26 protein-coding genes are annotated in these 25512 nt (G+C 60.1%); 11 read left to right on the top strand and 15 right to left on the bottom strand.

Annotation, left to right across the window (positions count from 1 at the left end):
- Positions 1-19: 19 nt before the first annotated feature.
- The 4 genes from H8K20_RS03970 to H8K20_RS03955 form a co-directional block, all read right to left on the bottom strand.
- The gene (locus H8K20_RS03970) at positions 20-898 is read right to left on the bottom strand and encodes a YicC/YloC family endoribonuclease (protein WP_154865604.1); all 879 of its coding nucleotides are present in this window, start codon (positions 896-898) and stop codon (positions 20-22) included.
- Between the two features lie 245 nt (positions 899-1143).
- Complete coding sequence (locus H8K20_RS03965) at positions 1144-2166, bottom strand: PfkB family carbohydrate kinase (protein WP_186487541.1); 1023 nt, start codon at positions 2164-2166, stop codon at positions 1144-1146.
- 6 nt (positions 2167-2172) lie between these two features.
- Positions 2173-2862 (bottom strand): phosphoribosylanthranilate isomerase, encoded by a 690-nt coding sequence (locus H8K20_RS03960; RefSeq protein WP_186487540.1) that lies wholly within the window; start codon positions 2860-2862, stop codon positions 2173-2175.
- A gap of 134 nt (positions 2863-2996) precedes the next feature.
- On the bottom strand, positions 2997-3659 hold the full coding sequence (locus tag H8K20_RS03955) for a Crp/Fnr family transcriptional regulator (protein WP_164998111.1): 663 nt from the start codon (positions 3657-3659) through the stop codon (positions 2997-2999).
- Positions 3660-3798: 139 nt separating this feature from the next.
- Between H8K20_RS03955 and H8K20_RS03950 the strand changes: the two genes are divergently transcribed.
- Positions 3799-5202 (top strand): spore germination protein, encoded by a 1404-nt coding sequence (locus tag H8K20_RS03950; protein ID WP_154865606.1) that lies wholly within the window; start codon positions 3799-3801, stop codon positions 5200-5202.
- Between the two features lie 76 nt (positions 5203-5278).
- Here the strand turns inward: H8K20_RS03950 and msrB are convergent, their stop codons facing one another.
- On the bottom strand, positions 5279-5764 hold the full coding sequence (msrB, locus tag H8K20_RS03945; protein WP_207204800.1) for a peptide-methionine (R)-S-oxide reductase MsrB: 486 nt from the start codon (positions 5762-5764) through the stop codon (positions 5279-5281).
- A 236-nt stretch (positions 5765-6000) separates the two neighbouring features.
- Here msrB and H8K20_RS03940 point away from each other — a divergent pair, with 236 nt between their 5' ends.
- From H8K20_RS03940 to H8K20_RS03930, 3 genes are read left to right on the top strand one after another with little or no spacing between them, the layout of a single operon-like run.
- Entirely contained in the window at positions 6001-6147 is a 147-nt protein-coding gene (locus H8K20_RS03940; protein WP_186487539.1) for a hypothetical protein, read from the top strand.
- Positions 6147-6332, top strand: coding sequence for a hypothetical protein (locus H8K20_RS03935; protein ID WP_105203700.1), 186 nt, complete (start codon positions 6147-6149; stop codon positions 6330-6332). Before H8K20_RS03940 ends, H8K20_RS03935 begins: the two co-directional genes overlap by 1 nt.
- Positions 6333-6351: 19 nt before the next feature.
- Complete coding sequence (locus H8K20_RS03930; RefSeq protein WP_105203699.1) at positions 6352-6543, top strand: hypothetical protein; 192 nt, start codon at positions 6352-6354, stop codon at positions 6541-6543.
- A gap of 88 nt (positions 6544-6631) precedes the next feature.
- Here H8K20_RS03930 and H8K20_RS03925 read toward each other — a convergent pair whose 3' ends face one another.
- Complete coding sequence (locus H8K20_RS03925; protein ID WP_105203698.1) at positions 6632-6988, bottom strand: hypothetical protein; 357 nt, start codon at positions 6986-6988, stop codon at positions 6632-6634.
- A 281-nt stretch (positions 6989-7269) separates the two neighbouring features.
- Between H8K20_RS03925 and mutY the strand changes: the two genes are divergently transcribed.
- Positions 7270-8364 (top strand): A/G-specific adenine glycosylase, encoded by a 1095-nt coding sequence (gene mutY / locus H8K20_RS03920; RefSeq protein ID WP_186487538.1) that lies wholly within the window; start codon positions 7270-7272, stop codon positions 8362-8364.
- A gap of 43 nt (positions 8365-8407) precedes the next feature.
- Entirely contained in the window at positions 8408-8968 is a 561-nt protein-coding gene (locus H8K20_RS03915; protein WP_341480809.1) for an NUDIX hydrolase, read from the top strand.
- Between the two features lie 48 nt (positions 8969-9016).
- Here the strand turns inward: H8K20_RS03915 and H8K20_RS03910 are convergent, their stop codons facing one another.
- The 6 genes from H8K20_RS03910 to H8K20_RS14170 form a co-directional block, all read right to left on the bottom strand.
- Positions 9017-9952: a glycosyltransferase family 2 protein gene (locus tag H8K20_RS03910; protein WP_105203696.1), complete on the bottom strand. Its 936-nt coding sequence runs from the start codon at positions 9950-9952 to the stop codon at positions 9017-9019.
- 120 nt (positions 9953-10072) lie between these two features.
- On the bottom strand, positions 10073-10210 hold the full coding sequence (locus H8K20_RS03905) for an OadG-related small transporter subunit (RefSeq protein ID WP_164998109.1): 138 nt from the start codon (positions 10208-10210) through the stop codon (positions 10073-10075).
- Positions 10211-10222: 12 nt separating this feature from the next.
- Entirely contained in the window at positions 10223-11344 is a 1122-nt protein-coding gene (locus H8K20_RS03900) for a sodium ion-translocating decarboxylase subunit beta (protein WP_105203695.1), read from the bottom strand.
- Positions 11345-11708: 364 nt separating this feature from the next.
- Positions 11709-13082, bottom strand: coding sequence for a hemolysin family protein (locus H8K20_RS03895; RefSeq protein WP_186487537.1), 1374 nt, complete (start codon positions 13080-13082; stop codon positions 11709-11711).
- A gap of 293 nt (positions 13083-13375) precedes the next feature.
- Positions 13376-13954 (bottom strand): response regulator, encoded by a 579-nt coding sequence (locus H8K20_RS03890; protein ID WP_105203693.1) that lies wholly within the window; start codon positions 13952-13954, stop codon positions 13376-13378.
- Complete coding sequence (locus H8K20_RS14170) at positions 13951-15801, bottom strand: sensor histidine kinase (protein WP_154865611.1); 1851 nt, start codon at positions 15799-15801, stop codon at positions 13951-13953. The genes H8K20_RS03890 and H8K20_RS14170 overlap by 4 nt, the downstream gene beginning before the upstream one ends.
- Before the next feature lie 301 nt (positions 15802-16102).
- Between H8K20_RS14170 and H8K20_RS03880 the strand changes: the two genes are divergently transcribed.
- The 4 genes from H8K20_RS03880 to H8K20_RS03865 all read left to right on the top strand — a co-directional run bounded on the left by H8K20_RS03880 (position 16103) and on the right by H8K20_RS03865 (position 20356).
- Entirely contained in the window at positions 16103-16927 is an 825-nt protein-coding gene (locus H8K20_RS03880; RefSeq protein WP_243206174.1) for a DUF368 domain-containing protein, read from the top strand.
- A 55-nt stretch (positions 16928-16982) separates the two neighbouring features.
- On the top strand, positions 16983-18611 hold the full coding sequence (locus H8K20_RS03875) for a Na/Pi cotransporter family protein (protein ID WP_186487536.1): 1629 nt from the start codon (positions 16983-16985) through the stop codon (positions 18609-18611).
- Positions 18612-18944: 333 nt separating this feature from the next.
- The gene (locus tag H8K20_RS03870) at positions 18945-19514 is read left to right on the top strand and encodes an RNA polymerase sigma factor (RefSeq protein ID WP_154865612.1); all 570 of its coding nucleotides are present in this window, start codon (positions 18945-18947) and stop codon (positions 19512-19514) included.
- Complete coding sequence (locus H8K20_RS03865; RefSeq protein WP_105203689.1) at positions 19511-20356, top strand: anti-sigma-V factor rsiV; 846 nt, start codon at positions 19511-19513, stop codon at positions 20354-20356. Before H8K20_RS03870 ends, H8K20_RS03865 begins: the two co-directional genes overlap by 4 nt.
- Before the next feature lie 237 nt (positions 20357-20593).
- Here the strand turns inward: H8K20_RS03865 and H8K20_RS03860 are convergent, their stop codons facing one another.
- Positions 20594-22696, bottom strand: a complete 2103-nt coding sequence (locus H8K20_RS03860) for an SH3 domain-containing protein (protein ID WP_186487535.1) — start codon at positions 22694-22696, stop codon at positions 20594-20596.
- A 247-nt stretch (positions 22697-22943) separates the two neighbouring features.
- Between H8K20_RS03860 and H8K20_RS03855 the strand changes: the two genes are divergently transcribed.
- A complete protein-coding gene (locus tag H8K20_RS03855) occupies positions 22944-23444 on the top strand; it encodes a hypothetical protein (RefSeq protein WP_186487534.1) in 501 nt (166 codons plus the stop codon).
- Positions 23445-23580: 136 nt separating this feature from the next.
- Here the strand turns inward: H8K20_RS03855 and H8K20_RS03850 are convergent, their stop codons facing one another.
- Together H8K20_RS03850 and dinB are read right to left on the bottom strand one after the other, a co-directional pair.
- On the bottom strand, positions 23581-23976 hold the full coding sequence (locus H8K20_RS03850) for a desulfoferrodoxin family protein (RefSeq protein ID WP_164998108.1): 396 nt from the start codon (positions 23974-23976) through the stop codon (positions 23581-23583).
- Positions 23977-24139: 163 nt separating this feature from the next.
- Positions 24140-25378 (bottom strand): DNA polymerase IV, encoded by a 1239-nt coding sequence (gene dinB, locus H8K20_RS03845; protein ID WP_186487533.1) that lies wholly within the window; start codon positions 25376-25378, stop codon positions 24140-24142.
- Between the last annotated feature and the right edge of the window lie 134 nt (positions 25379-25512).

The following is a 25512-nucleotide window of genomic DNA, read 5'->3' as shown; positions in this document are numbered from 1 at the left end:
TCTCCTGCCGCTGGGGCCGTCACTCGATGTTTTGCACCTGTTCGCGCATCTTCTCGATCTCGCTCTTGAGCTCGACTACCAGCTTGGTGACGGCCATATCGGAGCACTTGGAGCCGATGGTATTGGCCTCGCGGTTAAATTCCTGTACCAAAAAGTCGAGCTTGCGGCCCACGGCGCCGCCGGCGGCAAAGATCTCCTCCAGCGAGCGGATGTGGCTGCGCAGCCGCACGACCTCCTCGTCCACCGCCACCTTGTCGGCGAAGATGGCCGCCTCGGTGAGGATGCGGGCCTCGTCGATCTGGCGGCTCTCCAGTATCTCTTGCAGTTTGGCCTGCAGGCGCTGCCGATATGCCTGTACCGTCTGGGGGGAGAGCACCTCGATCTCGTCGACCAGCTGGCCCACCCGCGACGCGCGGCAGGTGATGTCTTCTGCCATGCGGGCGCCTTCTTTTTGCCGCATGGTGCAAAACTCCTCCAGCGCGGCGGCGGCCACCTGGCTCACCAGCTGCCACACCTGCTGGGGGTCCTCCTGGGCGCGCTGCACCAGAAACACATCGGGGAAGCGGGCCACGTCGCACAGCGAGAGGTCATCGCGCACCTGCAGCTCCTGCTGCACGCCGCGCAGCGCCTGCACATAGCCGGCGGCCACCGCCCGATCGACGGCGATATGGGTATCTTGCCCCTGGATGGCCTGGAGATAGAGGTTGAGCTGGATCTTGCCGCGGGAGACCTGCGACGAGACCAGCGCCTTGAGTTTATCCTCCAGGTAGCCGTACATGCGGGGGGTCTTGCAGGCGAACTCGAAATAGCGGTGATTGACGCTCTTGAGCTCTACCAAAATGTCGTAGCCGCCCAGCTGCTGTTGGCTGCGGCCGTAACCGGTCATGCTCCTGACCATTTGCACACTCCCAATTTACAGCCGGTGCTCTGACAAGAGTACCGGCTGACTTTGATTTCTGTATAGTTTTCTTAAAAACATTCTACTATTTTTGACGGGGTGCTGTCAACCGAAAGGGCCGTCAAAATCGTCCATCCTCGTCTTTTGGCCGTTTTTCGCTGCCGGGCGCCGGCGGCGGGCCAAGAAAGAGCGCACCGGGGACACGAGGTCACCGGTGCGCTCTTGAGAGGTGCTCTTTTTGTATTCTAGACAGCGACCGGGCCGATCTGAGCGGCGATATCGGCGTGCTCGGCCATAAAAGCGGCCAGTTGCCGGCTGTTGGGGGTGGTGCGGCTGCCGGTAAACTGGATGGAGTAGCCGGCGGCGGCACTGCCCCACAGCAGGCAGTCGCGCAGGGACTTGTTTTGCACATAGGCGGTGAGGAACCCGGCGTTAAAGGCGTCGCCGGCGCCCAGCGTGTCTTTTACCGATACCGGGAAGGCCGGCATTTGGCAGCTCTCGCCGGGGCCGAACACCGCCGCCCCGGCGGCGCCGTTTTTGCTCACTACCACCCGGCAGCTCCGGCTCAACTTCTGCGCTGCCTGCACCCAGTCGGTGCAGCCGGTCAAGATGGGCAGCTCCTGGGTGGCAGAGCCGAACAGGATGTCGCTCGCGGCGGCGGCCTGCTCGAAGGCGCGGCGGATATCGTCGGTATAGCCGTGGGCCTCGACGCGCATATTGAGGTCGAAAGCCACCGTGACCCCCAGTTTATGGCAGCGGTGCATACAGTCGATGAGCGTGCTGCGGGTGGGGTCGAACAGGATGGGCACCCCGGTGGTGTAAAATACCGAGAACTGCGCCAGCAGCGCATCGGGCAGGTGATCGGGGGTGAGCAGTGTGAAAGCCGCCCCCTGCTCGGGGAAGGCAAAGCTCAGTTCGCGGTCGCCGTTTTGGTCGAAGATGTTGACGGTGACCATGGTAAAGCCGCCGGGCAGACGCACCAGATGGCTGGTGTCCACCCCGTCCTTTTCGAGGTGGTCGATGGAGAATTGGCCAAAGCCATCGGCCCCGATGAGGCCGGCGATGGCCACGCGGGTGCCCAGCCGACCCAGGCCCACTGCGGTGTTGGCCGCTGTGCCGCCGGGGCAGAGCATGCCTTTATTGCCCACCGAACCGCCGCGCATCAGGTCCTCGGCGCTCTGGGTGACAGTCTTGACGGCTCGGCGGTCGATGTTGATATCGGCGTTTATATCCCCCACGCAGAGGACGCCGGCTCTATTTTGTGGCACCGCCGCTCACCTCCCGGCCGCTTTGGCCGCCTGACAGAAAGCCCGCACTTTGGCGATATCTTTTTTCTGCAGGCGCGTGCCGTCGGGCAGGAACTCGTCGGTCTTGGTGAGCGAGTCGACGCCCCAGGGGCGGACGTGCTCGATGGCGGCGGCCACGTTGTCGGGGCCCAGGCCGCCGGCGATGATGACCGGGACATCGACCGACTCCACGATCTGGCGATCGAGATCCCAGTCGTGGGTGACGCCGGCCGCGCCGATCTCATCGTGGTCCGGCGCCACCGAGTCTAAAATGAGCAGGTCGGCCCACTGGGCGTATTTCTTGGCAAAATCCACCGCCTCGGGGCCGGTCATGGGCACCGCCTGCATGACCCGGGTGCCGGGCGAGAGCTCTTTGATCGTTTTGACGAACGGCTCGCTGACGAAAAAGCGCTTGCCGGTGACGTGGATGATGTCGGGGTGGTACTCGCTGGCCATGTCGTAGTAAAACTGGGGGTCGTCGTTAACCGATAGGAAAGAGAGCACCGCTCTGCCGCGGCAGGCGTTTAGGATATCGTGGCAGACCGACTTGGGCACCCCGCAGGGGATGGGCTTGCCGTCTTCCAGCTGCTCGGGCAGCAGGCCGAGATGGTCGGCCCCAGCCTCGATGCAGGCCAGCGCCTCTTCTACGGTTTGGATGGAGTAAATCTGGGTGATCATGTCGCATTGCCGCCTTTCTGTTATTAGGTGGGCACCGCGCCGGGCGCGATGCTGTTTACACCTATCATGATAGACTGGGGCCGCTGCCCCCGGCAAGGACCCAGGTCCGATAAGGCGCCTAAAATGCGGCGCTGTTATTGTATAAATCGCCAGTGGCCGTTTTGGCAGGAGAGCCCGGCGCGGCGGGCCTGTGCGAACAGGGCGGCGCGGTCGAGAATGGTGATGGCGGTGCGGTCGACATCAATAAACCCCTGCTGGCGAAAGCGGGCCAGCACCCGGTTGGTACTGCGGGGGGCGGCGGCCATCTGCCAGACCACGTGCGCTTTGTCGAGCTGTGACTGGCCGCGCTGGGCCGCCTGGGCCAGTTCTAGGAGCAGGATCTGGTCGAGAGTGGCGCAGCTGTTGAGCGCCGCCTGCTGGGAGAGCAGCACCACTTTTTGGGCCAGCTGGTCCATGACCTGACGGCAAAAGGGCCAGCTGGAACGGCACCAGTCGAAAAAGTCCTCCCGGGTGAGGCAGAGCGTTTCGCAGGCGGTCACTGCGCGGGCGGTGTGCAGCACCGACTGCTGGCCCAGCGCCTCCAGGTCGCCGATGAGCACCCCCGGCTGCATGAGCCCCACCGAGAACTGACGCCCATCGGCCAGCTGCTTGAAGATCTCTACCTGGCCCTGCCGCAGCAGGTAGAGCCAGTGCTCCTGCTCTCCCTGCAAGAGCAGCAGTTCGCCCGGGTCAAAACTGCGGGCCAGCAAGCGCTGGCGGATCGCGGCTGGGCAGCTGTCGAGCAGTTTATCCTCCACGGTCAAGTCACCTCCCTATCTACACAATCACATCTTTCACATTGGTTTTATTTTAGCATGTGCAGCGGACTGCTGGCAATGACGAGCGCTGCATAGGGCAACTTTTTACCGGGCAGACTGACTGTTGGAGGTGAGTGCTGTGAGACCTGACGAGCTGCGGGCCCTGTTGCCCATGGAAAAGAGCTTTGACCTGCTGGAAAAAGCCATCGTTATCGGCCAGCGGCAGTGCACGATGTACTTTGTCGACGGCTTTGTAAAGGACGACCTGCTGCAGCGCATCATGCAGTTTTGGTACTCTATCAAAAAAGAGCAGATGGACCGGCTGCAGTCGCTGGAACAATTTGGCGACCAGTTTATGCCCTATGTGGAGTACACGGTAGAGACAGACCCCCAAAAGGCGGTGGACAGCCTGCTGGCCGGGCCGGCGCTGATGCTTATAGAGGGGCTGGAGGGCTGCATTGTTTTAGATACCCGCACCTACCCGGCCAGAGGCGTTGACGAGCCGGAAAAGGACAAGGTGCTGCGGGGCAGCCGCGACGGCTTTACCGAGACGGTGGTATTCAATACCGCTCTGATCCGCCGCCGCATCCGCGACCCCAAGCTGGTGTTTGAGATCTTCTCGGTGGGGGCGCAGTCGAAGACCGACGTCGTGGTGGGCTATATCGGCGGCAAAGCCGATGAAAAACTGCTGCAGTCGCTGCGGGAGCGCCTACAGCAGCTGGATGTAAAAAACGAGATCATCAACCAGCAGAACCTGGTGGAGCTGCTGTTGCCGCGGCCATCGCTCAACCCGTTCCCCAAGGTGCGCAACAGCGAGCGCCCGGACGTGACCGCCGCCAACCTGGTGGAGGGGCGGGTGGTGCTGCTGGTGGACAACTGCCCCACCTCGATCATTTTGCCCACCCGGCTGGTAGACTTTACCCAGGAGGCCGACGACTTCTATTTTCCGCCGCTGGTGGGGTGGTATATGAAGATGATCCGCATCTCCACTGCCTTTGTCACCATGCTCATCACCCCGGTGTGGATGCTGGCGCTGCACTACCCCGACAAGATCCCATCGCTATTTTCGTTTTTAAAGGTGGAGAACACCTCGGCGCTGCCCATCGTGCTGCAGCTCATCCTCATCGAGTTCGCCATCGATGGGCTGCGGCTGGCCAGCATCAACACCCCTTCGGTGCTCTCGAGTTCATTTAGCATCGTCGGCGGGCTGATACTGGGTGATTTTGCGGTGCAGTCGGGGGTGGCGATCCCGCAGACGATCTTCTACATGTCGTTCGTGGCCATCGCCACCTTTTCTCAGCCGAGCATCGAGCTGGGCTACTCGATCAAATTTTGCCGCATGGGGCTTTTGGTGCTGACCTGGGCGTTTGGTATTTGGGGCTTTGGCGCCGGGCTGGTGCTGATCTTTATCATGGCCGCGGTCAATTCTACCATCACCAGAGACCGCTACCTCTCCCCCATCTGCCCCTTTGAACCGCGGGGCTTCATCGACCTGTTCAAGCGGCGCTTTGCCCGCAACAGCCAGCACCCGCACCACTCGTGAGAGAGAAATAAAAAGCACAGGGCCGCCCGCATGGATAGCGGCCCTGTGCTTTGACATTTTTAAAAAGGCTGGCGGTTCAGCCGTCGACCAGCGGTAACAGATAGCCGTAACCGGCGCGCTGCATCTCACTTTTGGGGATAAAGCGCAGTGCGGCGGCGTTGATGCAGTAGCGCAGGCCGCCGCGCTCGGCCGGGCCGTCGTCAAAGACGTGGCCCAGGTGGCTGTCGCCCAGCTTGCTGCGCACCTCGGTGCGGCACATGCCCAGCGAGTGATCGGGCCGTTCCTCCAGCAGGTCTTGCCGGATGGGGCGGGTAAAGCTGGGCCATCCGCAGCCGGCGTCAAATTTGTCGTTGGAACAAAAGAGCGGCTCGCCGGTGGCGATATCGACATAGATGCCGGGCCGCTGCTCCTGCCAATAACTGCTGCTGTAGGGTTCCTCGGTATGGTCTTTGCGCACCACGGCAAACTGCTGGGGCGTGAGCCGCTTTTTTAGCTGTGCATCGCTGGGGCGTGTATAGCGCACCGGCTGTTTGGGCCGCTGTTCACTGGGTTGTATGGGCATGTATCTTTTCCCCCTCATCATTCTCGTCTCTCGGTCGCCGGCAGGCGGCGATATGCGGGCTTTTTTCATAAAATTAGTATAACCCAAATAGAACCCAAAATCGGTGTACGGCCTGTAGCGCTGAGATTTTCCATGGATGGTGCCGGCGGCGCGCTCCATACTAACAGTGCGGGGCGAAATCGATTTTTTATGGGGACCTGCCGCCGGACCGCCCCGCTAGAGAAAAGGAGAGAGACATGGGAGAACAAAACGCGCAGCAGTACGAGATCGCCCCCCTGACCCCGCAGGAGGCGCTGACCATCGGCGAGGTGGAGCGCCAGATCGCCGACGTGTTGGGGGACGAGCTGATACTGATCGCCTACCGCAAAAAAGGGGGACAGTGATGGCCGAGGAACTGTATTACCGGTTGGGGCTGTCGGATTTGCTGGACCAGGACCTATCGGCCTACGAGTACTACTGCAGCCAGCCGGTGTTTATAAAGCGCAAGCTGGACGCGCTGGATATCGGCAGCTTTGAGGAGCTGCAGCGAGCCGTGGGGATGCTGGCGGCCAAGTACACCCCTTTTTGATCAAGAGGAGGGCTAAACGGTGAAAAAGGAAAAGAAAAACACCCGCTACCAAGACCTGTACGAACTCATCGATCGAAGCGAAAAGGCCCACCAGTTGTTTGCGGCGCTGCCCCAGTATGTGCAGGGCATGATCGGTGACCGGGCCGAGAACGTGCACACCTACAAGGAGCTGTCTGCCTTTGCCGACAATCTGACCGCCGGAGACGACTGAGCGGACGCCTTGCCGGGGCAGATAAACCGACAAAAAGGGCCGCGAGAGCGGCCCTTTTTTACATATGGATACCCCTTTACTCAGGTGACTAGCGGCAGGAGCAGCCCACGTACTGGATGCAGACGTCGACGACCATATCTTCGCAGCTCTGGCAGCCGGTGAGCGGCACCATGATCTCCAGCGGGATCTCGGTCTTGCAGTCACAGCCCTCCGGCCGTACCGGTGTAAAGTAGCTGGCGGTGGCCACGGTCTCCCCGCACTCACATTCGCTGTCGCGGACCTCTACAAAGATGTAGTAGTCCATATCGCGCAGGCCGAAGACCTCCAGCATGATGCGCATCTTCTGGGCGGCAGGTGGCGCGGTGATGCAGCCGTGTACCTCGCAGCAGGCGTCAGAGTCCTCTACTGCTACCGATTCCAGGGTCTTTTTCATAAGAAATGCCATGTCAATATCTCCCCCATCGATTTTGGTATTGGGCTGGCCGCTGCTTGGCACAGGAGCGGCAAATTGCGGAGAACCTGCCGTCTGGCGGGCCAGCTCTTTGTGTCATGCTATGCCAGACCGACCGATAGGTTCCTGCACTGGTGGCCATAAGTGTCCAAAAAGTGGGTATTTGCGTTTTTTATGGCCCTGTGGGGCGCAGATGTGCTATACTTGGGCGGTAAAGAGATTTTTGCCGGGACACTCTCGTGGTACCCGGCCGACCGATACCGATCCGGAGGATTATGGACGAGATCTTACATACAGACCTAGCCCCGGGAGAGTGCCGGGAACTGCTGGCGGCGATGAGCCAGCCGCTGCTGCAGTGGTACGACCGCAGCGCCCGGGTGCTGCCCTGGCGTGAGCGGCCCACCCCTTACCGGGTGTGGGTGTCGGAGATCATGCTGCAGCAGACCCGGGTGGCGGCGGTACTGCCCTACTTTGAGCGCTTTGTGACCGCGCTGCCCGATGAGCAGGCACTGGCCGACGCGCCCCAGGACCAGCTGCTCAAGCTGTGGGAGGGGCTGGGCTACTATAACCGAGTAAAAAATATGCAAAAATGTGCCCGGGAGGTGGTGGCCTGCCACGGGGGCCGACTGCCGGGCGACTACTGCGCGCTGCTCAAGCTGCCGGGCATCGGCGCATACACGGCCGGGGCCATCGCCTCTATCGCCTTTGGCCAGCGCTTTCCGGCAGTGGACGGCAATGTACTGCGGGTGATGGCACGGCTCATCAGCTGCGACAGCGACATTTTGCAGCCCCGGGTAAAAAAGGCCTTTGGCGAGCTGGTGCTCAGCGCTATGCCACACCACCGACCGGGGGACTTTAACCAAGCGATGATGGAGCTGGGGGCGACCATCTGCCTGCCCAACACGCTGCCTTTGTGTCCCAGCTGCCCGCTGGGGGACATCTGCCGCGGACGGGCGCTGCAGACCCATCACCACCTGCCCCATAAGGCCCCCAAAAAGGCCAAACGCAATGAACAGTGGACGGTGGTGGTGGCCCGCTGGCAGGGGCGCATCCTGCTGCAGCGGCGGCCGGAGAGCGGGCTGTTGGGCGGTATGTACCAGTACCTGTGCCTGCCGGGCCATTTAGGCGCGGAGGAGTGTCAACAGCAGCTGGCCGCACAGGGGTTTTGCGTACACACCTTGCGCCCGCTGGGGGCGGCCAAGCATATTTTTACCCATATCGTGTGGCAGATGGAGGGGTACCTGGCCGACCTGAGCGCACCACCCCAAGAGCCCCTGTACACCTTGGAGGAGATCGAAGAGCAGCTGTCGGTGCCCAGCGCTTTTGCACACTATACCCGTCAGCTGCCGACCCTGCCACTGCCCCTTTGAGGCAGCGGCGGGGAGAGCATAAATACCAGAGGAGTGGATACAAGTGGAACTGAAAACACTGTTGGAGCAGTACCGGCCGCTGTGTGAGCAGGAGGAGAAGGACCGGGAAGTGATGCTCTCGTACATGCGGCAATTTGACAACCTGTACACCCGGGAAAACGAGTTCGCCCACTTTACCAGTTCGGCCTTTATCGTGAACCCAGCGCGGGACAAGACGCTGATGATCTACCACAATATATATGACAGCTGGGCCTGGACCGGCGGGCACGCCGACGGCATGCAGGACCTTTTGGCCGTGGCGGTAAAGGAGGCCCAGGAGGAGACCGGGCTGGCCCAATTTGCGCCCCTGTACGGCGGGCAGATCTACACGCTGGATATTTTGCCGGTGTGGGGGCACGTAAAGCGGGGCAAATATGTATCGTCGCACCTGCACCTGTCGCTTTGCTATGCGCTGGAAGCTGACGACACGCTGCCGCTGACTGTGAAACCAGACGAAAACAGCGGGGTGAAATGGGTGCCCATCGACGAGATGATCGCCCACTCCAGCGAAAAAGACATGCACCCGGTATACCAGAAGCTGATCGACAAGTTGAGGGAGCTGTAGAGCTGGAATAAAAAAGAGGGACAGGTAACGCCTGTCCCTCTTTTTTATTTAGTGTTCTTCCCGCAGGATATAAATAGGCCTTTTTTTGGTCTCGAGATAGGTCTTGGCCAGGTACTGGCCCAAAATGCCCATACAAAACAGCTGGATGCCGCCGATAAAGGTGATGATACACACCAGTGATGGCCAGCCGGAGACCGGATCGCCCCACACCAGCGTGCGCACGATGATAAAGAGCACGGCGACGACAGCTACCAGGCACAGCAGAAAACCGAATACCGAAGCCAGTGCCAGCGGCGTGGTGGAAAAGGCGATGATGCCCTCCATCGAGTAGAGGAACAGCTTCCAGAACGACCACTTGGTCTCCCCCGCTACCCGCTCTACATTTTCGTAGGCCAGCCACTTGGTGCGAAAGCCCACCCAGCCAAAAATACCTTTGGAAAAGCGGTTGTACTCGCTCATGGAGAGGATGGCGTCGACCATCTGCCTGGTCATGAGCCGGTAGTCACGGGCGCCATCGACGATATCGGCCTTGGATATCTTGTTGATGAGCTTATAGAACATGCGGGCAAAAAAAGAGCGGATGGGGGGCTCTCCCTTACGGGATACCCGGCGGGTGGCCACGCTGTCATAGCCCTCTTCGGTAATGGCGGTATACATCTCATCGAGCAGCGCCGGCGGGTCTTGCAAGTCGGCGTCCATCAGCACCACAAAATCGCCTTTGGCGTGCTGCAGACCGGCATAGATGGCCGCCTCTTTGCCAAAATTGCGGGAAAAAGACAGATAATGCACCCGACTGTCGGCCGCGGCCAGTTGGCGGCAGACCGCCAGCGTCTGATCTTTTGAGCCGTCGTCGACAAAGATATACTCGAATTCCACCGGGTGCTTTTTGACCATCTCGTCGGCTACCCGGGTCATTTCTTTGTGAAACAGCGGGAGCGACTCCTCCTCGTTGTAGCTGGGGACGATGACCGTTATGAGCTGCATTTGTAGTTCCACCTTTGCGCATTTTTTATAAAAAAGAACAGGCAACCGCTGCCGCCTGTTCTAAGTTTAGGGGAAGTTTGTGGCAAAGTCAACTACGGGGTCAAAAACTTCAGGAAATCATCAGGAATCCTTTTCGGGGAAAAAGCGGCCCAGCAGTTTGATGCACAGATAGACCACCATGATGACCGTGAATATGCCCAGCATGCCGTAGAGCATCATGGGCAGGGTGGAAAGAAAATTTTCGATATTGAGATCCATTATACTCTCTCCTTAGCGGGCGATGAGGCTGATGATCAGACCGCCGGCGATGACCGAGGCGATCTGGCCGGACACGTTGGCGCCGGCCGCGTGCATGAGCAGGAAGTTCTGCGGGTCCTCTTGCAGGCCCATTTTGTGGATGACTCTGGCGGACATGGGGAACGCCGAGATGCCGGCGGCGCCGACCATGGGGTTGATCTTATTTTTACTAAACAGGTTGAGCAGCTTGGCGAACATCACGCCGCCCACAGTATCGAACACGAACGCCACCAGGCCCAGGGCCATGATGAGCAACGTCTCTTTGCGCAAAAACTGGTCGGCCTGCATTTTGGTGGCCACTGTGATGCCCAAGAGCAGTGTGATGAGGTTGGCCAGCTCTTTTTGGGCGCTCTCGGACAGAGCGCGCAGCACGCCGCATTCGCGGATGAGGTTGCCGAACATCAAAAAGCCCACCAGCGCCACCGAGCGGGGCGCGACCAGACCGGCGATAGCGGTGACCACGATGGGAAACAGGATGCGGGTGGTCTTAGACACGTTGCCCGGCTTGTAGGGCATGCGGATACGCCGCTCTTTTTGGGTGGTGATGAGCCGGATGACCGGCGGCTGTACGATGGGCACCAGGGCCATGTAAGAGTAGGCGGCCACGATGATGGCCCCCAGGTAGTTGGAGCCGAAATAGTTGGCCACAAAGATGGAGGTGGGGCCGTCGGCAGCGCCGATGATGGCGATCGAAGCGGCGTCTTTCATATCGAAAAACAGCGACGAGAGACTGAGTGTAAAGAAGATGCCGAACTGGGCGGCAGCGCCGAACAGCAGCATTTTGGGGTTGGAGAGCAGCGGGCCAAAATCGATCATGGCGCCGATGCCGATAAACAGCAGCAGCGGAAACAGCTCGTTGGCGATGCCGGCGTTAAACAGCGTGTCGATCGGGCCGTGCTCCACCACGCCCTCGATCGTTTGATTCACGGCGCCAGACAGCGGCAAATTGACCAGTATAGCGCCAAAGCCCATGGGCAAGAGCAGGGCGGGCTCCATCTCTTTTTTGATGGCCAGCCAGATGAGCAGGCCGCCAATGACCCACATGATGATCTGTCCGGGCTGCAGATTGAGGATATTTTCAAATAAAATTTCCATCGCTCGGTGTACCTTCTCCTTTTCGTTTGGCGGCGCTGGGCCGCCGACCGTATTCCCCCACCCGCGGCGGGTGGGGGGCGTATCTATAAAAAGCGCCCGTATCTTCTCTGCGTTATCCTGTAGAGTGTTGACCGCTGTTGGTACCTTTTATGCCTGCCGGCGGGCGCTGAGAGCCGAAACAGGGCAAAAGAAAAAGACTCCTATCACAGCGGATCACTGTGATAAAAGTCTTACTTTCTATAGTAGGCGCGGACCTCTTTACAGAGATCGGTATGACGCGATCTACTACGCCGCTGCCGTGGCGGCGCAAGTTACTCCCTCTTATCGAGAAACAAATATGCAATTTATAAATATCATCATACCATCACCCATCAGTTTCTTCCAGGGGTCCCGGTAGATTTTCGGTGTTTTGCTCGGTTTTTTTGCTTGGGAATACGCGTACCTGTGCAATACGCTGCCCCTCGATACGGGTGACCTGCAGCTGCAGAGCATCTCCCAAAGGCAGCAGGATCGCCTCTCCCGGGGACGGAATGCGGTCGAGCACCTCCACCACGTAGCCGGCCAGCGTGTCGTACTCCCCCTGATAGGGGATATTCGTCTGCAGGATCTTTTCGGCCTCCTCCAGAGTGACGCTGCCGTCGAAAATACAGCTGCCATCGGGCTGCCAGCAGAATTCCAGCTCCTGGGTATCGTACTCGTCCTCAATGGGGCCGACGATGCTCTCGAGCAGGTCCTCCATGGTGGCGATGCCGGCGGTGCCGCCGTACTCATCTACCACCACAGCCATATGGGTGTGGTCCTGGCGCATCTGCGCCAGCAGCTTGCCGCACATTTTGGCCTGGGGGATGAATACCGCCGGGCGCAGATAGTCTTTTACCGAGAAGTGTGCCGCCCGGTCCGGCTCCACCAGATCCAGCAGATCTTTGGCGTAGACGATGCCCAGGATATCGTCTACATCTTCGCCGTAGACCGGGATGCGGGAGTAGCCCTCCTGCCGGATGACTTCCAGCAGCTGGGGCAGAGTGATATCCTCCCCCACCGCTACCATATCGGTGCGGTGGGTCATCACATCTTCTACCCGACGGTCGCCGGCGGCCAAGATATTTTCGATCATATCCTTCTCGCTGTTTTCCAACACGCCTTGGCCGGCGCCTTCGTCGATGAGCAGCAGGATATCTTCCTCGCTCACCTGCTCGGTATCTTCACTGCCCAGGCCCATCAATTTTAGTATGCCGTTGGTGCTGTGGGCCAACAGGGCGACGAACGGTTTGGCGATACGGGAAAAGTACCAGATGGGGGTGGCTACTTTCAGGGACACCCCTTCTGCGTTTTTCATGGCGATGCGCTTGGGCACCAGCTCGCCGAAGATGATGGTGAAGTACGAGAGTATCAGCGTGATGACCACCAGCGATACGCCCTCGATCACCGAGCGGGGAATAGGCACGTCGCCGATGGCTTTGACCAGCATGCCGGCAAAGTTCTCGGCCGCCACGGCCGAGGCCAGAAAGCCGGACAGCGTGATGCCCACCTGGATAGTGGAGAGAAAGTCGGAAGACGACCTGGTGAGGCGGGCCAGATAGCCGGCCCGGCGGTCGCCCTGCTCGCTGCGCTTTTGCAGCTTGGCGCGATTGAGCGAGATGACGGCGATCTCGCTCATGGCAAAAAAGGCGTTGGCGCCGATGAGCAAGAGCAGAATGAATAAGCTCAAAAATAAGTTACCGCTACTGTCGGGGTCCATGTAAGGAAATCTCCTCCTCGTAAAAATGTGGATATCGGTCCAGTTTTATGGGCGGTAGAGCCGGGCTCGGCGCACCGCTGTGGCGTTTTCGGGCCTGACCTCGCCCTACTGGCCGTGAGTCTATTATAGCAGGCTGCGGGGGCAGCGCCAAACGACGCCAGCAGCTATCTTCTGCGCGCTAGCGAGCGCCTGACGCCGTGGGCGGGGCGATTTTGGGCCCCTTTTCAAATATTTTACCCGCTGAACCTGCATTTTTTGCGCAAAATAAGTTTTGTGTAATAGTTTGTGCCGACTCAACTTTCGGCGCTGCGCAATGTGTCGCACAGAAGCTGATATTTTTCGGCAGCGGCAACATCGCCCTGACCCCGGGCGGCGGCTGCCAGCAGGCGGTATATCTCGGGGTCCAGCGTGTGGCGGGGGAGCATGGCCAGCAGGCTATCGGCCGCCTGGCTGTATGCCCCCAGGCCCAACTGACCCTCGATATAGGCCAGCAGAGCGGTCTCGTCGCCGGCCAGCTCCTGCTGCAGCTCCTCTAATACTTTTTTGATCTTGTCGGCGGTAAACGGTTTTTGCAGGTAACACAGCGCCCCCAGATTGGTGGTCTCCACTGCATTTTTTATGGTGCCGTAGGCAGTCATCACCACCACCGGCGTATCGATATGCTGCTGGCGCAACCGCCGCAGCACCTCGGTGCCGGACATCTCGGGCATTTTGATATCCAGCATGATGAGGTCGTACGGGGTGCTCTGGGCCATCTCCAGCGCCTGGGGGCCGTTTTGGGCGGTGGCCACTTGATAGCCCTCATGCTCCAGGCAGCGGCTGAGCAGCAGCCGGATATTTTTGGTGTCGTCGGCGATCAGGGCACGCTTCATAGGTCGCTGTCCTCCTCTGGTCGTGTAGTCTTATCATATATGGGCACGGTAAAAGAAAAAATGCTGCCGCCGGTCGCGCCCGGTCGGACCCAGATATCGCCGCCGTGGGCCCGGACGATCTTCTGGGATAAAAACAGCCCGATACCGCTGCCCCGTGTCTCGAGATCATTTTCCTGATAGGTAAAGTCGCTCTCGAATATCTTGTGCAGATATTCCGGCGGTACCCCCATGCCGGTATCGGCTACCGACACTTCTACCCATCCGCCGCCAGTATCGGCAGCCGAGAGTCGGATATCGTCGCCGGGACGGGTGTATTTGAGCGCATTGCCCAGAATGTTGGAAAAGACCCAGCCCAGCTTTTCACCGTCGCAGTACACCGGCGGCAGAGCGGGCATATCGACTGCCAGCGACACCTGGCTGTAGCGGGCCAGGTCGGCAAACTGGGCAGTGGTCTGCCGGGCGATCTGCCGGATATCGGTGGCAGCCATGCGGTAGGACACGTTTCCCGACTGTACTTTAGAGAGCTCCAGCAGGTCCTCGATGAGGCGCCCCATGCGGTCGATATCCTCCCGCAGGGCGGACACCACCTCGGCCTGCTGCTGCCCCAGCGGACCCATGTCGCCGTTTTGCAGCATGCTGGCACCCATGAGCATGCTGGTAAGCGGGGTCTTGAGCTCGTGGGAGACTGTGGCGATAAAGTCGCCGCGGATCTTCTCGGTCTTTTTGACGACGGTGATGTTTTGCAGCAGCAGCGACAGGCACCAGGGGCTGTCGGCGCTGACGTGGGGCATGCGCGTACAGACGGCGTTGAAAACCCGCTCGTCGCCGGGCAGCTGCAGCTGGCACTCGCTGCGCTGCTCGCCGCCCAGCACCGACTCGGCCATAGAGACGACCTGCTCGCTGTCCAGTACCTCTAATATATGGCGGCCGGAGGCGACCGATTCAGCGGTGGAGAACAGGCGGCAGGCAGCGGGGTTCATGGTCTGTATGAGCAGCCGGCCATCGAGCAGAAAAAAGGCGTCTTCCATATTTTGCAAGATGGCATCGGTCTTTTTCTTCTCGGCCAGCAGTTCGTTGACCCCCTGCTCGTCAAAGGCGCGCAGCTGGCCGATCATCTTGTTGAACTCCCGCTCCAGCTGGCCGATCTCACCGGGGGCCGCGAGCGATACCTCGCGCAGCTCGCCGCCGGCGGAAACATCGCGCAGGCCTTGACACAGCTGGCCCAGCGGGGCCAGATAGCGCCGAGTGCCGCGCAGCGACAGCCAGAGCCCCAGCGCCGTCAGCAGTGCCGAAAAGCCCAGGATTCCCGCCGAGAGCCCCACCGCCTGACGGGTGGCGGCATTTTTGCGGCTGAGCATTTGGGTGCTGGCCGTCTGCCGCGCCCGCCGCAGACCGGCCTTAATCTCCTCCAGATCGGGTGCCAAGCTCTGCTGGTAGTAGCTGTACATCTGCTGCTGGTCCGGCTGCTCCTGCAATAGAGAGAAGGCTTTGCAGTAGTGGTCGTACCGGGCGGTGAGCTTCTCGACTTCCCGTTTCATCTCGGCGCTCTGGGCGCCGGCCTCCAGCTGGTACTGCCATTTGAGATAGTTTTGCATCCCCTCGGTAAACACCTCGATGCCGCCCACCCGGTCAAAGCTCATATAGGTGAGCGCGGCGCTGTCTTGCCGGTCGATGAGCTCGAGCATCTCGTCTGCTGCCTGGATGTTTTTATAGTCCTCCTCGATCATGCCGTCGACGTTTTTCCCCACCCAGTACATCGCGCCGGTCGACACGGCGCCAACAGTCAAGATGCACAGCGCCAAGGCGACGTAGATGGTGGTAAATTTGTGCCGCAAAGTGCCCCGCACAGCCCGCACCTCCACTTTTTTATCGATTGCCGCAGCAAAGGCAGTGCGCGGCCCCACGTCCCATTATAGTGGAAAGCCAGAGGGTTACAACCGCTTATTCCTGCAAAAAACAGCCGTATTTTGACGAAAGGCAAGGAAAACAGCGGTTTTTACAGCGTTATCGCCTTTAAAAAGGCATGGCAATATAAAAGCAACGGAATATGAGGGTTTGCGCATCAAAAGACTGACAAACTACAATGGTAGGTGCGGGATGGCCGACACCCGGCCGCCCCTGTTTTTAGCAGAAAAAGGAGTGTTTTACTTGCATGAAGATAAAAAGAGCATGGCCAAGACAGCTCTTTCCGGGGTGGTGGTCGGCTCCTCGATGCTCATTCCCGGCGTATCTGGCGGGACCACTGCCATCATGCTGGGCATTTACGACCGACTGGTGCGCAGCATATCGGGACTGCGGCGTCACCCCAAAGAGAGCCTGCTGTTTTTAGGGCTCTTTTGTCTGGGCGGCGGGGCGGGCATGCTGCTGTTTTCCAGACTGGCGCTGTTTGTTGTAGAGCAGCTTGCCTACCCGGCCCAGTACTTTTTTACCGGGGCGATATTGGGCAGTTTGCCGCTGCTGATCAAAAAGTCTACGGTGCGCCGCTTTACCCCCGGCACAGCCCTGTTTGGGGTGGTGGGCTTTTTGCTGGTGCTGGCCCTGCGGCTGGTGCCCAAAGACCTGTTCGTGCTGTACGGCAAGGTAGATGTGGCCACGATGCTGCTGCTGGCCTTTACCGGGGTGATCATCGCCGTTGCATTGGTTTTGCCGGGTATCAGCGCCTCGCACATGCTGCTGCTTTTGGGGCTGTACCAGATGACCCTCAAGGCCATCGGCGACTTTTATCTGCCCTTTTTGATCCCGTTGGGACTGGGTGGTATCGCCGGTATCTTTTTGTGTACCGCCGCGCTGGAGCGGGCCATGGACGGACATCCCCAGCAGACGTACATGCTCATCGTGGGGTTTGTGGCCGCGTCGGTCATGGAGGTCTTTCCCGGACTGCCGGGCAGTGTGGGGCTGTGGTTCATCTGCCCGCTGTGCCTGGTGGCGGGGGCGCTGCTCATCTACTGGGTGAGCGGTAAATTTGGCCAGTAGACAGCAGACGTAAGGCGGCACTGCCGGGGATTTTTTGAGGGAGGAAATGACAGCCATGCATGTAAGCGATTATTTGATGACTGCCGGGGGACTGGCCCTGTTTTTGTACGGTATGAAGATGATGAGCGGCGGCCTGGAGGCCGCTGCCGGTACGCGGCTGAAAACGCTGCTGGAAAAGCTGACCTCCAACCGCATTTTAGGGGTGCTGGTGGGGGCCGGTATCACCATGGTGATCCAGTCCTCCTCGGCCACTACCGTAATGGTGGTGGGGTTTGTCAACTCCGGCCTGATGGGGCTCAGCCAGGCGGTGTGGGTGATCATGGGCGCCAATATCGGCACCACCATCACCGGGCAGCTCATCGCTCTGGACGTGGGGGCGCTGGCCCCTGTGGTGGCGCTGGCCGGCGTGGTGATGGTCACCTTTTTCAAACAGAAAAAGGTGGTGGATACCGGTACGATCATCGCCGGGTTGGGGATTTTGTTCATCGGCATGGACCTGATGAGCTCATCGCTGCAGCCGCTGCAGAACTCCCCTGCCTTCATCTCGATGATGACTAAATTTTCAAATCCCCTGCTGGGGATCTTGGCCGGGGCAGTATTCACCGCTATCATCCAGTCCTCCTCAGCCTCGGTAGGCATTTTGCAGGCGCTGGCCACCAGCGGGCTCATTGGGTTGGGCAGCTCGGTCTACGTGTTGTTTGGGCAGAATATCGGCACCTGTATCACGGCGGTTCTGGCCAGCATCGGCACCAACAAAAATGCCCGCCGCAGCACGATCATCCACATCCTGTTCAACTGTATCGGTACTGCGGTGTTCGTGATCATCTGCATGACCACCCCATTCGTGTCGTTTATGCAGTCGCTGACGCCGGATAACCCCGCCGCCCAGATCGCCAACGTACATACGCTGTTTAACATCGTGACGACCCTGCTGCTGCTCCCCTTTGGGCAGCTGCTGGCAAAAGCTGCCTGCCGCATACTGCCCGGCGAGGATCAGCCGGACGCCGACATGGCCCCGTTACATCTGACCGAGCAGGGTATGGGCTCGACGGCTATCGCCATCTCGCAGCTGGAGCGCGAGGTGGGGCACATGTATGAGCTGGCCTGCCAAAACCTATTTGACGGTATGGACAGCGTGGTAGCCGGTAAGGCGGCCGACTTAAAAAAGATCGAGGAGCGGGAGGAGTATATCGACTACCTCAACACCGCTATCACCAGCTATATAGCCGGCGTCACTGCGGAAAATATCGCCGCCCGCGACGCGGCGGCCCTCAATGCACTGTTCTCTGTTGCCGGCAACGTGGAGCGCATGGGCGACCACGCCATGAATATTGCCCAGTACACCCAGAGCGCCAAGGATCGGGGCGTAGAGTTTTCAGACGGCGCCACCCAGGAGATGGAGATCATGCGCGAGGTACTGCGGCGGGGGCTGGAAGTGCTGCCGAGATCGTTTGCCGCCGACCGCCGTCAGGGTCTATCGGCCATCTCTCACGCCGAGGAGAAGATCGACGAGATGAACCGCCGCTTTCGGCATAACCAGATCAGCCGCCTGGGCAGCCACCAGTGCAGCGCCCAGGCCTGTGTGATGTACAGCGAGCTGCTGACCGATGTGGAGCGGGTGGGCGACCACCTGCTGAACATCGCCCAGGCCTGTTACCAGCACGAACTGCAGCTGGTATTTTAAGTTTGGTTCCCCATTATTTCAAAATAGAAAATACCTGTAGAGAAAAAGGCGCCACAGCTGCTACCAACTGCTGCGGTGCCTTTTTCTGTTTGCCAGACCGCCCCGCTCACACTTTTTATTGAGCGCCGCCGCCCGCGCTGGTATACTGCCAGTGAGGGGCGCGCGTCTGTCGCCGGACCATGCGCCCCAAAAGAGCCCACCTTGTTACCGGGGCAAAAACTGCGGCGGACTATGTGACTTTTTTGATGTACTGCCCGTCTAAAAGACAGTGAGATGATCTGGTCGGCCCTACATTTTGCGGGCGGGCTTTGCGATATAGAGGAGTGATCTGGCTTGCACAACGCTGCCAACGACCCCCTGCGACCGCGCTTTACCGCCTTTGTGCGCGAGCGCCAACAGGATTTTTATAAACTGGCCTACAGCTATGTACACAACCAGGACGCCGCCATGGACATGGTGCAAAACGCGATCGTACAGGCGCTGGGGAGCCTGCACCGCCTGCGCCAGCCCCAGTACATGGAGACCTGGTTCTACCGCATTCTGGTCAATGCCTGCCTGAGCTACCTGCGCACCGCCGGCCGGGTCGTGCTGGTGGACCAGCTGCCGCCGCAGTCGGCGCCGCACAGCGATCTGGACCGCTCGATGGATATCGACCGCGCGCTGGACCAACTGCCGCCCAAGCTGAAAACGGTCATTGTTCTGCGCTATTTTGAGGACCGCCCACTGCAGCAGATAGCGATGATGACCGGAGTGGGGCTGAGCTGTGCCAAGGGGCGGCTGTACCGCGCACTGCAGGCCCTGCAGCGCATACTGGGCGAAGAGCTGGAGGAACTGCAGCAGCTGGAGGCCAAAAATCCGGCGGCTGCCGGCACCTACCGGGACAGAGAGGAGCCTTTGAGATGAAAAATCTGCGCCGCGCCAGAGAGCGCTACGACCAGACCCCCACTCCGCCGCTGCTGGCCGGGCGGGTAGAAAACGCCCTCAATGCAACCGGCCCCAAGCCCCGCCGCCAGCTGGTGTGGCTGCGGTACACGGCGCTGGCCACCGCATTTTTGTGCGGGGTGTTCGTGTTGTCGGTCAACCTGAGCCCGGCGTTTGCCAGTTCAGTATATGCCATACCGGTGCTGGGTGAAGTGGCGCGGGTGGTGACCTTTACCGAGTACTCCCACCAGGACGACAGCGGCCTGATCAGCGTAAAGCTGCCGGCGCTGCAAAACACCGGCAATACCCGCCTGGAGCGGCGCATAAATCGCGAGATCCAGCAAAAGATGAATGCCCGGGCCGACGAGGCGCGCAGCTGGGCGCGCTCCTACAAAGACTCGTTTTTGGCCGCTGGATTTACCGAGGAGGAGTACCGGCCGGTGGAGACGGTCATCGACTACGAGATCGAGTACTCGGGACCGGACCGGGTGTCGTTCATGATCGTGCAGTACACCTCCTGTATCAACTACCAGGAGGAGCGCTTTTACTACAACATCGACCTAGAGAGCGGCGAGGAGCTCACCCTGAAAGACCTGCTGGGCAAACATTACCGGGAGATCTGCGATGAACAGATACGCCGGCAGATAGAGGAGCGCAAAAAAGACCCGCAAAACAGCTATTTTGACGGCGATATGGGCTTTACCTCGATACGGGCCGACCAGCCGTTTTACCTGAATGAAAAGCAGCAGGTGGTGGTCGTGTTTGCCAAGTACGCGATAGCGCCCGGTTATATGGGTGTACAGGAATTCGTGATCGAGCCGTAGCTGCCGGGCCCTGGGGCCGGTGCGGGGATTGTGGCTCACTCTGCCGCTGCCGCCGGCACGCCCCCCTGACCAGCGCCCGATAAAAAAGGGGTTTGAGTTATACACGATGCATTGTACACCGCGCACACCCGGCCGATACCGGCGGCGAACTGCATGGCCAATACAATAGATAAAAAGCAGTTCTGTGGGGAAAAAGATCCCCGCAGAGCTGCTTTTTTTATCGCGGTTTAAATATTGTCAGCTGTCCAGCGCCACATAGTCGCCGTGCACGTAACCCAGTACACCACTGGGCAGCCGCACCCAGTACCAGCCGTTTTGTTTTTCGCCGATGACGGTGAGCATATCGCCCCGGTTTAACAGGCCCAGAACGGCGGATGCGGTGCTGCTCTGGCTGCGCAGCCGCACGCTGTTACCGGTGATGTGCGCCCCCCGACCGAGCGCCACGTAATCGCCGTGTACATAGCCTTCGGTACCGTCGGCCAACCGCACCCGGTACCAGCCGTTTTGCACCTCGCCTACGGCGGTAAAGGCATCTCCCCGATTTAATAGCCCCAGGATATCGGCCACCGTAGAGGGTCGGGCGCGCACCCGTACCCGGTCACCGGTAGAGTAGGCCGGCCGATCGACCACCGGTCTTGTAAAGCTGACATAATCACTGTGCACGTAGCCGGTGGTGCCGTCGGTCAGCTGTACCTGATACCAGCTGTTTTGCGCCTCTCCCACCACCGTAAAGGCATCGCCGCGGGAGAGATGGCGCAGAATATCGCCCCCGGTAGAGGGCTGGGCGCGCACCCGTACCCGGTCGCCGGTGGAATAACCCGTGCGGGTGATCACCGGCGGCACCTCCGGCTCTTCTACCTGGATATAGTCGGCGCTGACGTAGCCGTAGCCGTTGTCGGCCAGCCGAATGCGATACCAGCCATCCAGCCGGGCCACGATGGTGACCTGCTGCCCCTGGGCGAGAAAGCCGATAGTGTCGCTGGCGGTGGTGGGGCGGCGGCGAATGCGCAGCGAAGAGGCGGTGACTTTGCCGCTGAGCGATACCTCTTCCTCGCTCTCCCCCTCTACCCAGCCGGGCAGCTGGCCCAGCACCTCGTCGGAGGCCTGTGAGAGCGCCCAGGAACCCAGGCCCTTTAGGTCGTACTGGTGCATGAGCTGAGCCTTGGCCTGCAGCGACTGCCCATTTTCAAACCAGACGGTATAGTTTCCCGGCGTCAGCGGCTTGCCGGCCACTGTATACACCTTATCCCCCTCACGCACAGTAAACTCCGCCTTGGGCGACTGCATCGTGTCGGAATACGTGATGGTGGCGCGGTAGTCGGCCAGCATGCGCTCCAGCGTTTTGATGCTGATACCGTTACCCTGCAGGCGTCCGTCGGCGCTCCAAATGCGGCCGTACAGCGGGACGCCCAGCACGATCTTTTCGGCTGGGACGTGTTGCAGCGCGTAGCGGATGGACTTTTCGACGAATGGCGCGCTGGCTACCGGGCCGGGGGCGCTCCCCTCCCAGCTCTCGTCGTAGGCCATGATCATCAGATAGTCGGCGTATTGGGCCAGCCCGGCATAGTCGTACGAGCCGTGCCAGCCGGTAGTCCACCCGTTGGGGTTGGCCGCCACTGCCACCGATACCTCTTTGCCCGCCGGCAGGCGCTGCCGCAAAATGCGCACCAGCTGCGTATAGGCATCGCGGTGGGCGGCGGTGACGTTTTCGATGTCGACATTCACCCCGTCGAGGCCGTGGGTATTGATGGCGTCGATGATCTGCCCGGCCAGTTTCTCCGGGTCCTGCAGGGCCCGCTCGCCGGCGGTGCGATCCCAGTGGTTGCTGAGCATGGGAACCACCTTGATGCCCATCTGGTGCATGGCGTCGACCAGCGTGGCACTGACCCCGTTGAGCGAGAGCTCTCCCTGGGCGCTGATATCGAAGTAGCTGGGAGACACGGTGTCGAAATTTCCAACAGCCTGCACCTGGGCAATCTGCTGGGAGACGCTGCCGCCGTACAGGTAGGTCATGTGAAATTTATCCCCCGCGCGCACCGCTTGCTCTACCGCCGCGAGCACCCCATCGGCGATGGAGGTGAAGTGGGGGCTCTCGGCCAGAGCAACCGTGGCGGCGCTAAAGGGGATGACCGCCACCAGCAGGCCGGCCACCACAAAGCGGATGGTCTTGATCTTTTTTTGGCGGCCGTCTTTGGCCAGATAGGCCGCCAGCTGTTTTTCTGGTTTGGGAGCCGAATTTCCGCCCCACAGGTCAAAGCCGAACTCCGCCTCTCTCCAGGGTATTTCGACGATCAGGTCGTACCCGCCGTCGGTGCGCTGTGTAAGACTATACGTATACATGCTTTTTTACCACCTCTCTCTGTTATCAGGATGTGGATTTGCGCCAAAAATATGCAGGTCTGCACCGCCGGCCACCGCCACTTTTTTACCGCCGGCGGCCCGTGCTCACACTATATGTAGCGCCGGGCGCAGTGGTCCCGTACGGGGGCGGCGACGCCCGGGTTTGGCACCAATCCGGGCGGCTGCATATACTGAGGTTACAGGCGGGCCCATTACGCCTGCAAATCCAGAAAGGAGATCTTATTTTATGAGCAACTCCAAATTCGGCTGCCTCATTGCCGGGCTGCTGAGCGTGGTGTTTGGCGGATTCATCGCCTACGCCTTTTATCAGGGCGACCGCGCTTTCATCTCGCTGCTGGCACCTTTTATCCTGGTGCTGTCGTTCATTATGCTGATGGCTCTGTTATACACGGCGGTAAAGAACGCCAGCCAGGAGAAAAATCTTCTCAACCAGTGTATGTGCGGGTACGGAAAATGCCTGATCGTCACCACGGCGGTCACCTTTTTGCTGTCGCTGCTGCTGGCCATTCTCATCGACGGGTCGCTGTCGATCATTTTGACCACCGTTATCGTCGGCCTGTGGGCCGCGTTCCTGGCGGCTGCCATTATGATCCTGGCCATGCTGCTGTCGTGTGTGTTTGAGGCGCGCTGCCCGCGGCCCGAGCCCTGCTACCCCCGCGAGAGCGACTACCGCCGCGAGAGCCGCGGACCCGATTCCAGCCGCTACGACGACCGCTACGGCCGCTAAAGACAACCTGCACACCGGCACTGCGCTGCCCGGCCCTGCCTAGCGCTGCCTGGCGCACCCACTGCGCCGCCACATAAAAAGAGGAGGTCCCGCCAGTTTGGCAGGGCCTCCTCTTTTGCTTTTCACCGCCCGGAGCCTATATGTCCTGCCGCCACAGGCCGTGCAGGTTGCAGTGGGCGTATACCGCCACCGGGCTCTCGCCCGGCGCCAACACGAACTGACACACCGGCTGGCTCTGGGCGGTGAGCAGGTGGTAGTGGCCGCCGCAGTCGGTCTGCAAAAACACCCAGTCGATGAGGTGTTCCTCGCCCATGGGGTGGTGGTTCTGCCCCACCTCTACCGTGACGGTATCGTCTTGCCGCAACACCACCGGCTGGTGTTTTTCCACGGCGGCATCTACCTGGCCGGGCACCAGCTTTTGCAGCTGTTGGCCGCAGCACATCAGCGGGGCATCGAGGCCCCAGGGCACGATGGCAAAGCCCGGGCACTGGTCGCTGGTGAGAAACTGTAAGCTCTCTTTGGTCTGTCTCATAGTGATCCTCCTGTTGCGCCGGCGATACGGCTGTTTAACAGCCGTGCGGGGCCGGTGACTATCTTGTTATCCACATCCCAAACTATGGGCCAAAAAGAGCGCAAGTATACAAAAAAGGCGCATCCCAAAACAGAGTTTGGGACACGCTCACATATTCACAGATCTATTCCCGGTCGCCGCCGGGCTCTATCTCGTCGGGGCGGCGGTGAAAGATATCGCTCTCGATGAGCGAGCCAAAGCCCACCGAATCGCTGCCGTACCGCTGGCGGATGGCATCGAGTGCCTGCTCCAGCTTTTGCTGGCGCTCGTGGTCGGGGGTGGAGGAAGGCACATCGAGCCGCAGCTGCTCGCCGGTATCCTGATCGGTGAGTGCGGTGCCGGTCACCGTGAGCATGCGAATGGGCTTTTTCATGTCCCAGCTGCGCTCGATGATGGCCATCGCGGCACAAAACAGCTCCCGCGCCAGATTGGTGGAGCGGGAGAGCCCCTGCTGGCGCGAGATGACGCGCAGATCGGGCGACTTGATCTGCACCTGTACCGTTTGGCAGTAGAGCTTGTGGGCGCGCAGACGGGCGGCCACCGTGTCGCACAGGGACAGCACCCCGGCGCGGATATCGCGCTGGCCCACCAGATTGCGGCGAAAAGTGATGCTGTTGCCCACGCTCTTGACTTCGCGCTGCTCATCAAAGCGGCGCACCGGGCTGTCATCGAGACCCTGGGCGTAGATCTTGGCCGTTAGGCCCCCTTTACCCAGCAGGCGCTGCAGCAGCCAGTCGTCGGCGCGGGCCAGATCGCCTATGGTGTGGATGCCCGCCCGCGCCAGCTTGCCGGCAGCCACCTGCCCGATAAACAGCATGCGCTCGGCCGGCAGCGGCCACAGCAGGCTGGTGTAATTTTGGCGGGTGATCACGGTGGTGGCATCGGGCTTTTTATAGTCGCTGCCCAGTTTGGCAAACACCTTGTTAAAAGATACTCCCACCGAGATAGTGACCTTTACCTCTTGGCGGATACGGCGGCGCAGCTCGTCGGCGATCTTTTCGCCGCTGCCAAACAGACGGTAGCTGCCGCCCACATCCAGCCAGCTCTCGTCGATGGAAAAGGGTTCGACCAGGTCGGTATACTGCTGATAGATGGCATTTATCTGCTGGGAGAACTGGCGGTACAGGTCGTGGTGAGAGGGGGCCAGCACCAAGTCGGGGCACTTGCGCTTAGCCTGCCACACCGTCTCGGCAGTCTTGATGCCGTAGGCCTTAGCCAGCTCGTTTTTGGCCAGAATGATGCCGTGTCGGCTCTCGGGGTCGCCGCACACAGCCATGGGCACGTTGCGGTACTGGGGGTGCAGCGCACACTCTACCGAGGCATAAAAGCCATTGCAGTCACAGTGCAGTATCGTGCGGTCCACGCCCGTCCCCCCAGTAAAATCAAAAGTTTGTTCTTTATAGAGTATAGCACATCGGCCGGACCGGGGCAACCGCTCTTCGTTCCCCCGGCAGCAATGAAAAGTACACTGCGGCTGTGTTGTAACAGACAAATAAA

This window comes from Neobittarella massiliensis (ex Bilen et al. 2018) (assembly GCF_014269355.1).
Classification (GTDB): Bacteria; Bacillota; Clostridia; order Oscillospirales; family Ruminococcaceae; genus Neobittarella; species Neobittarella massiliensis.
The sequence above is the reverse complement of the archived record's forward strand: the minus strand, read 5'-3'. Positions and strand labels throughout refer to the sequence as shown.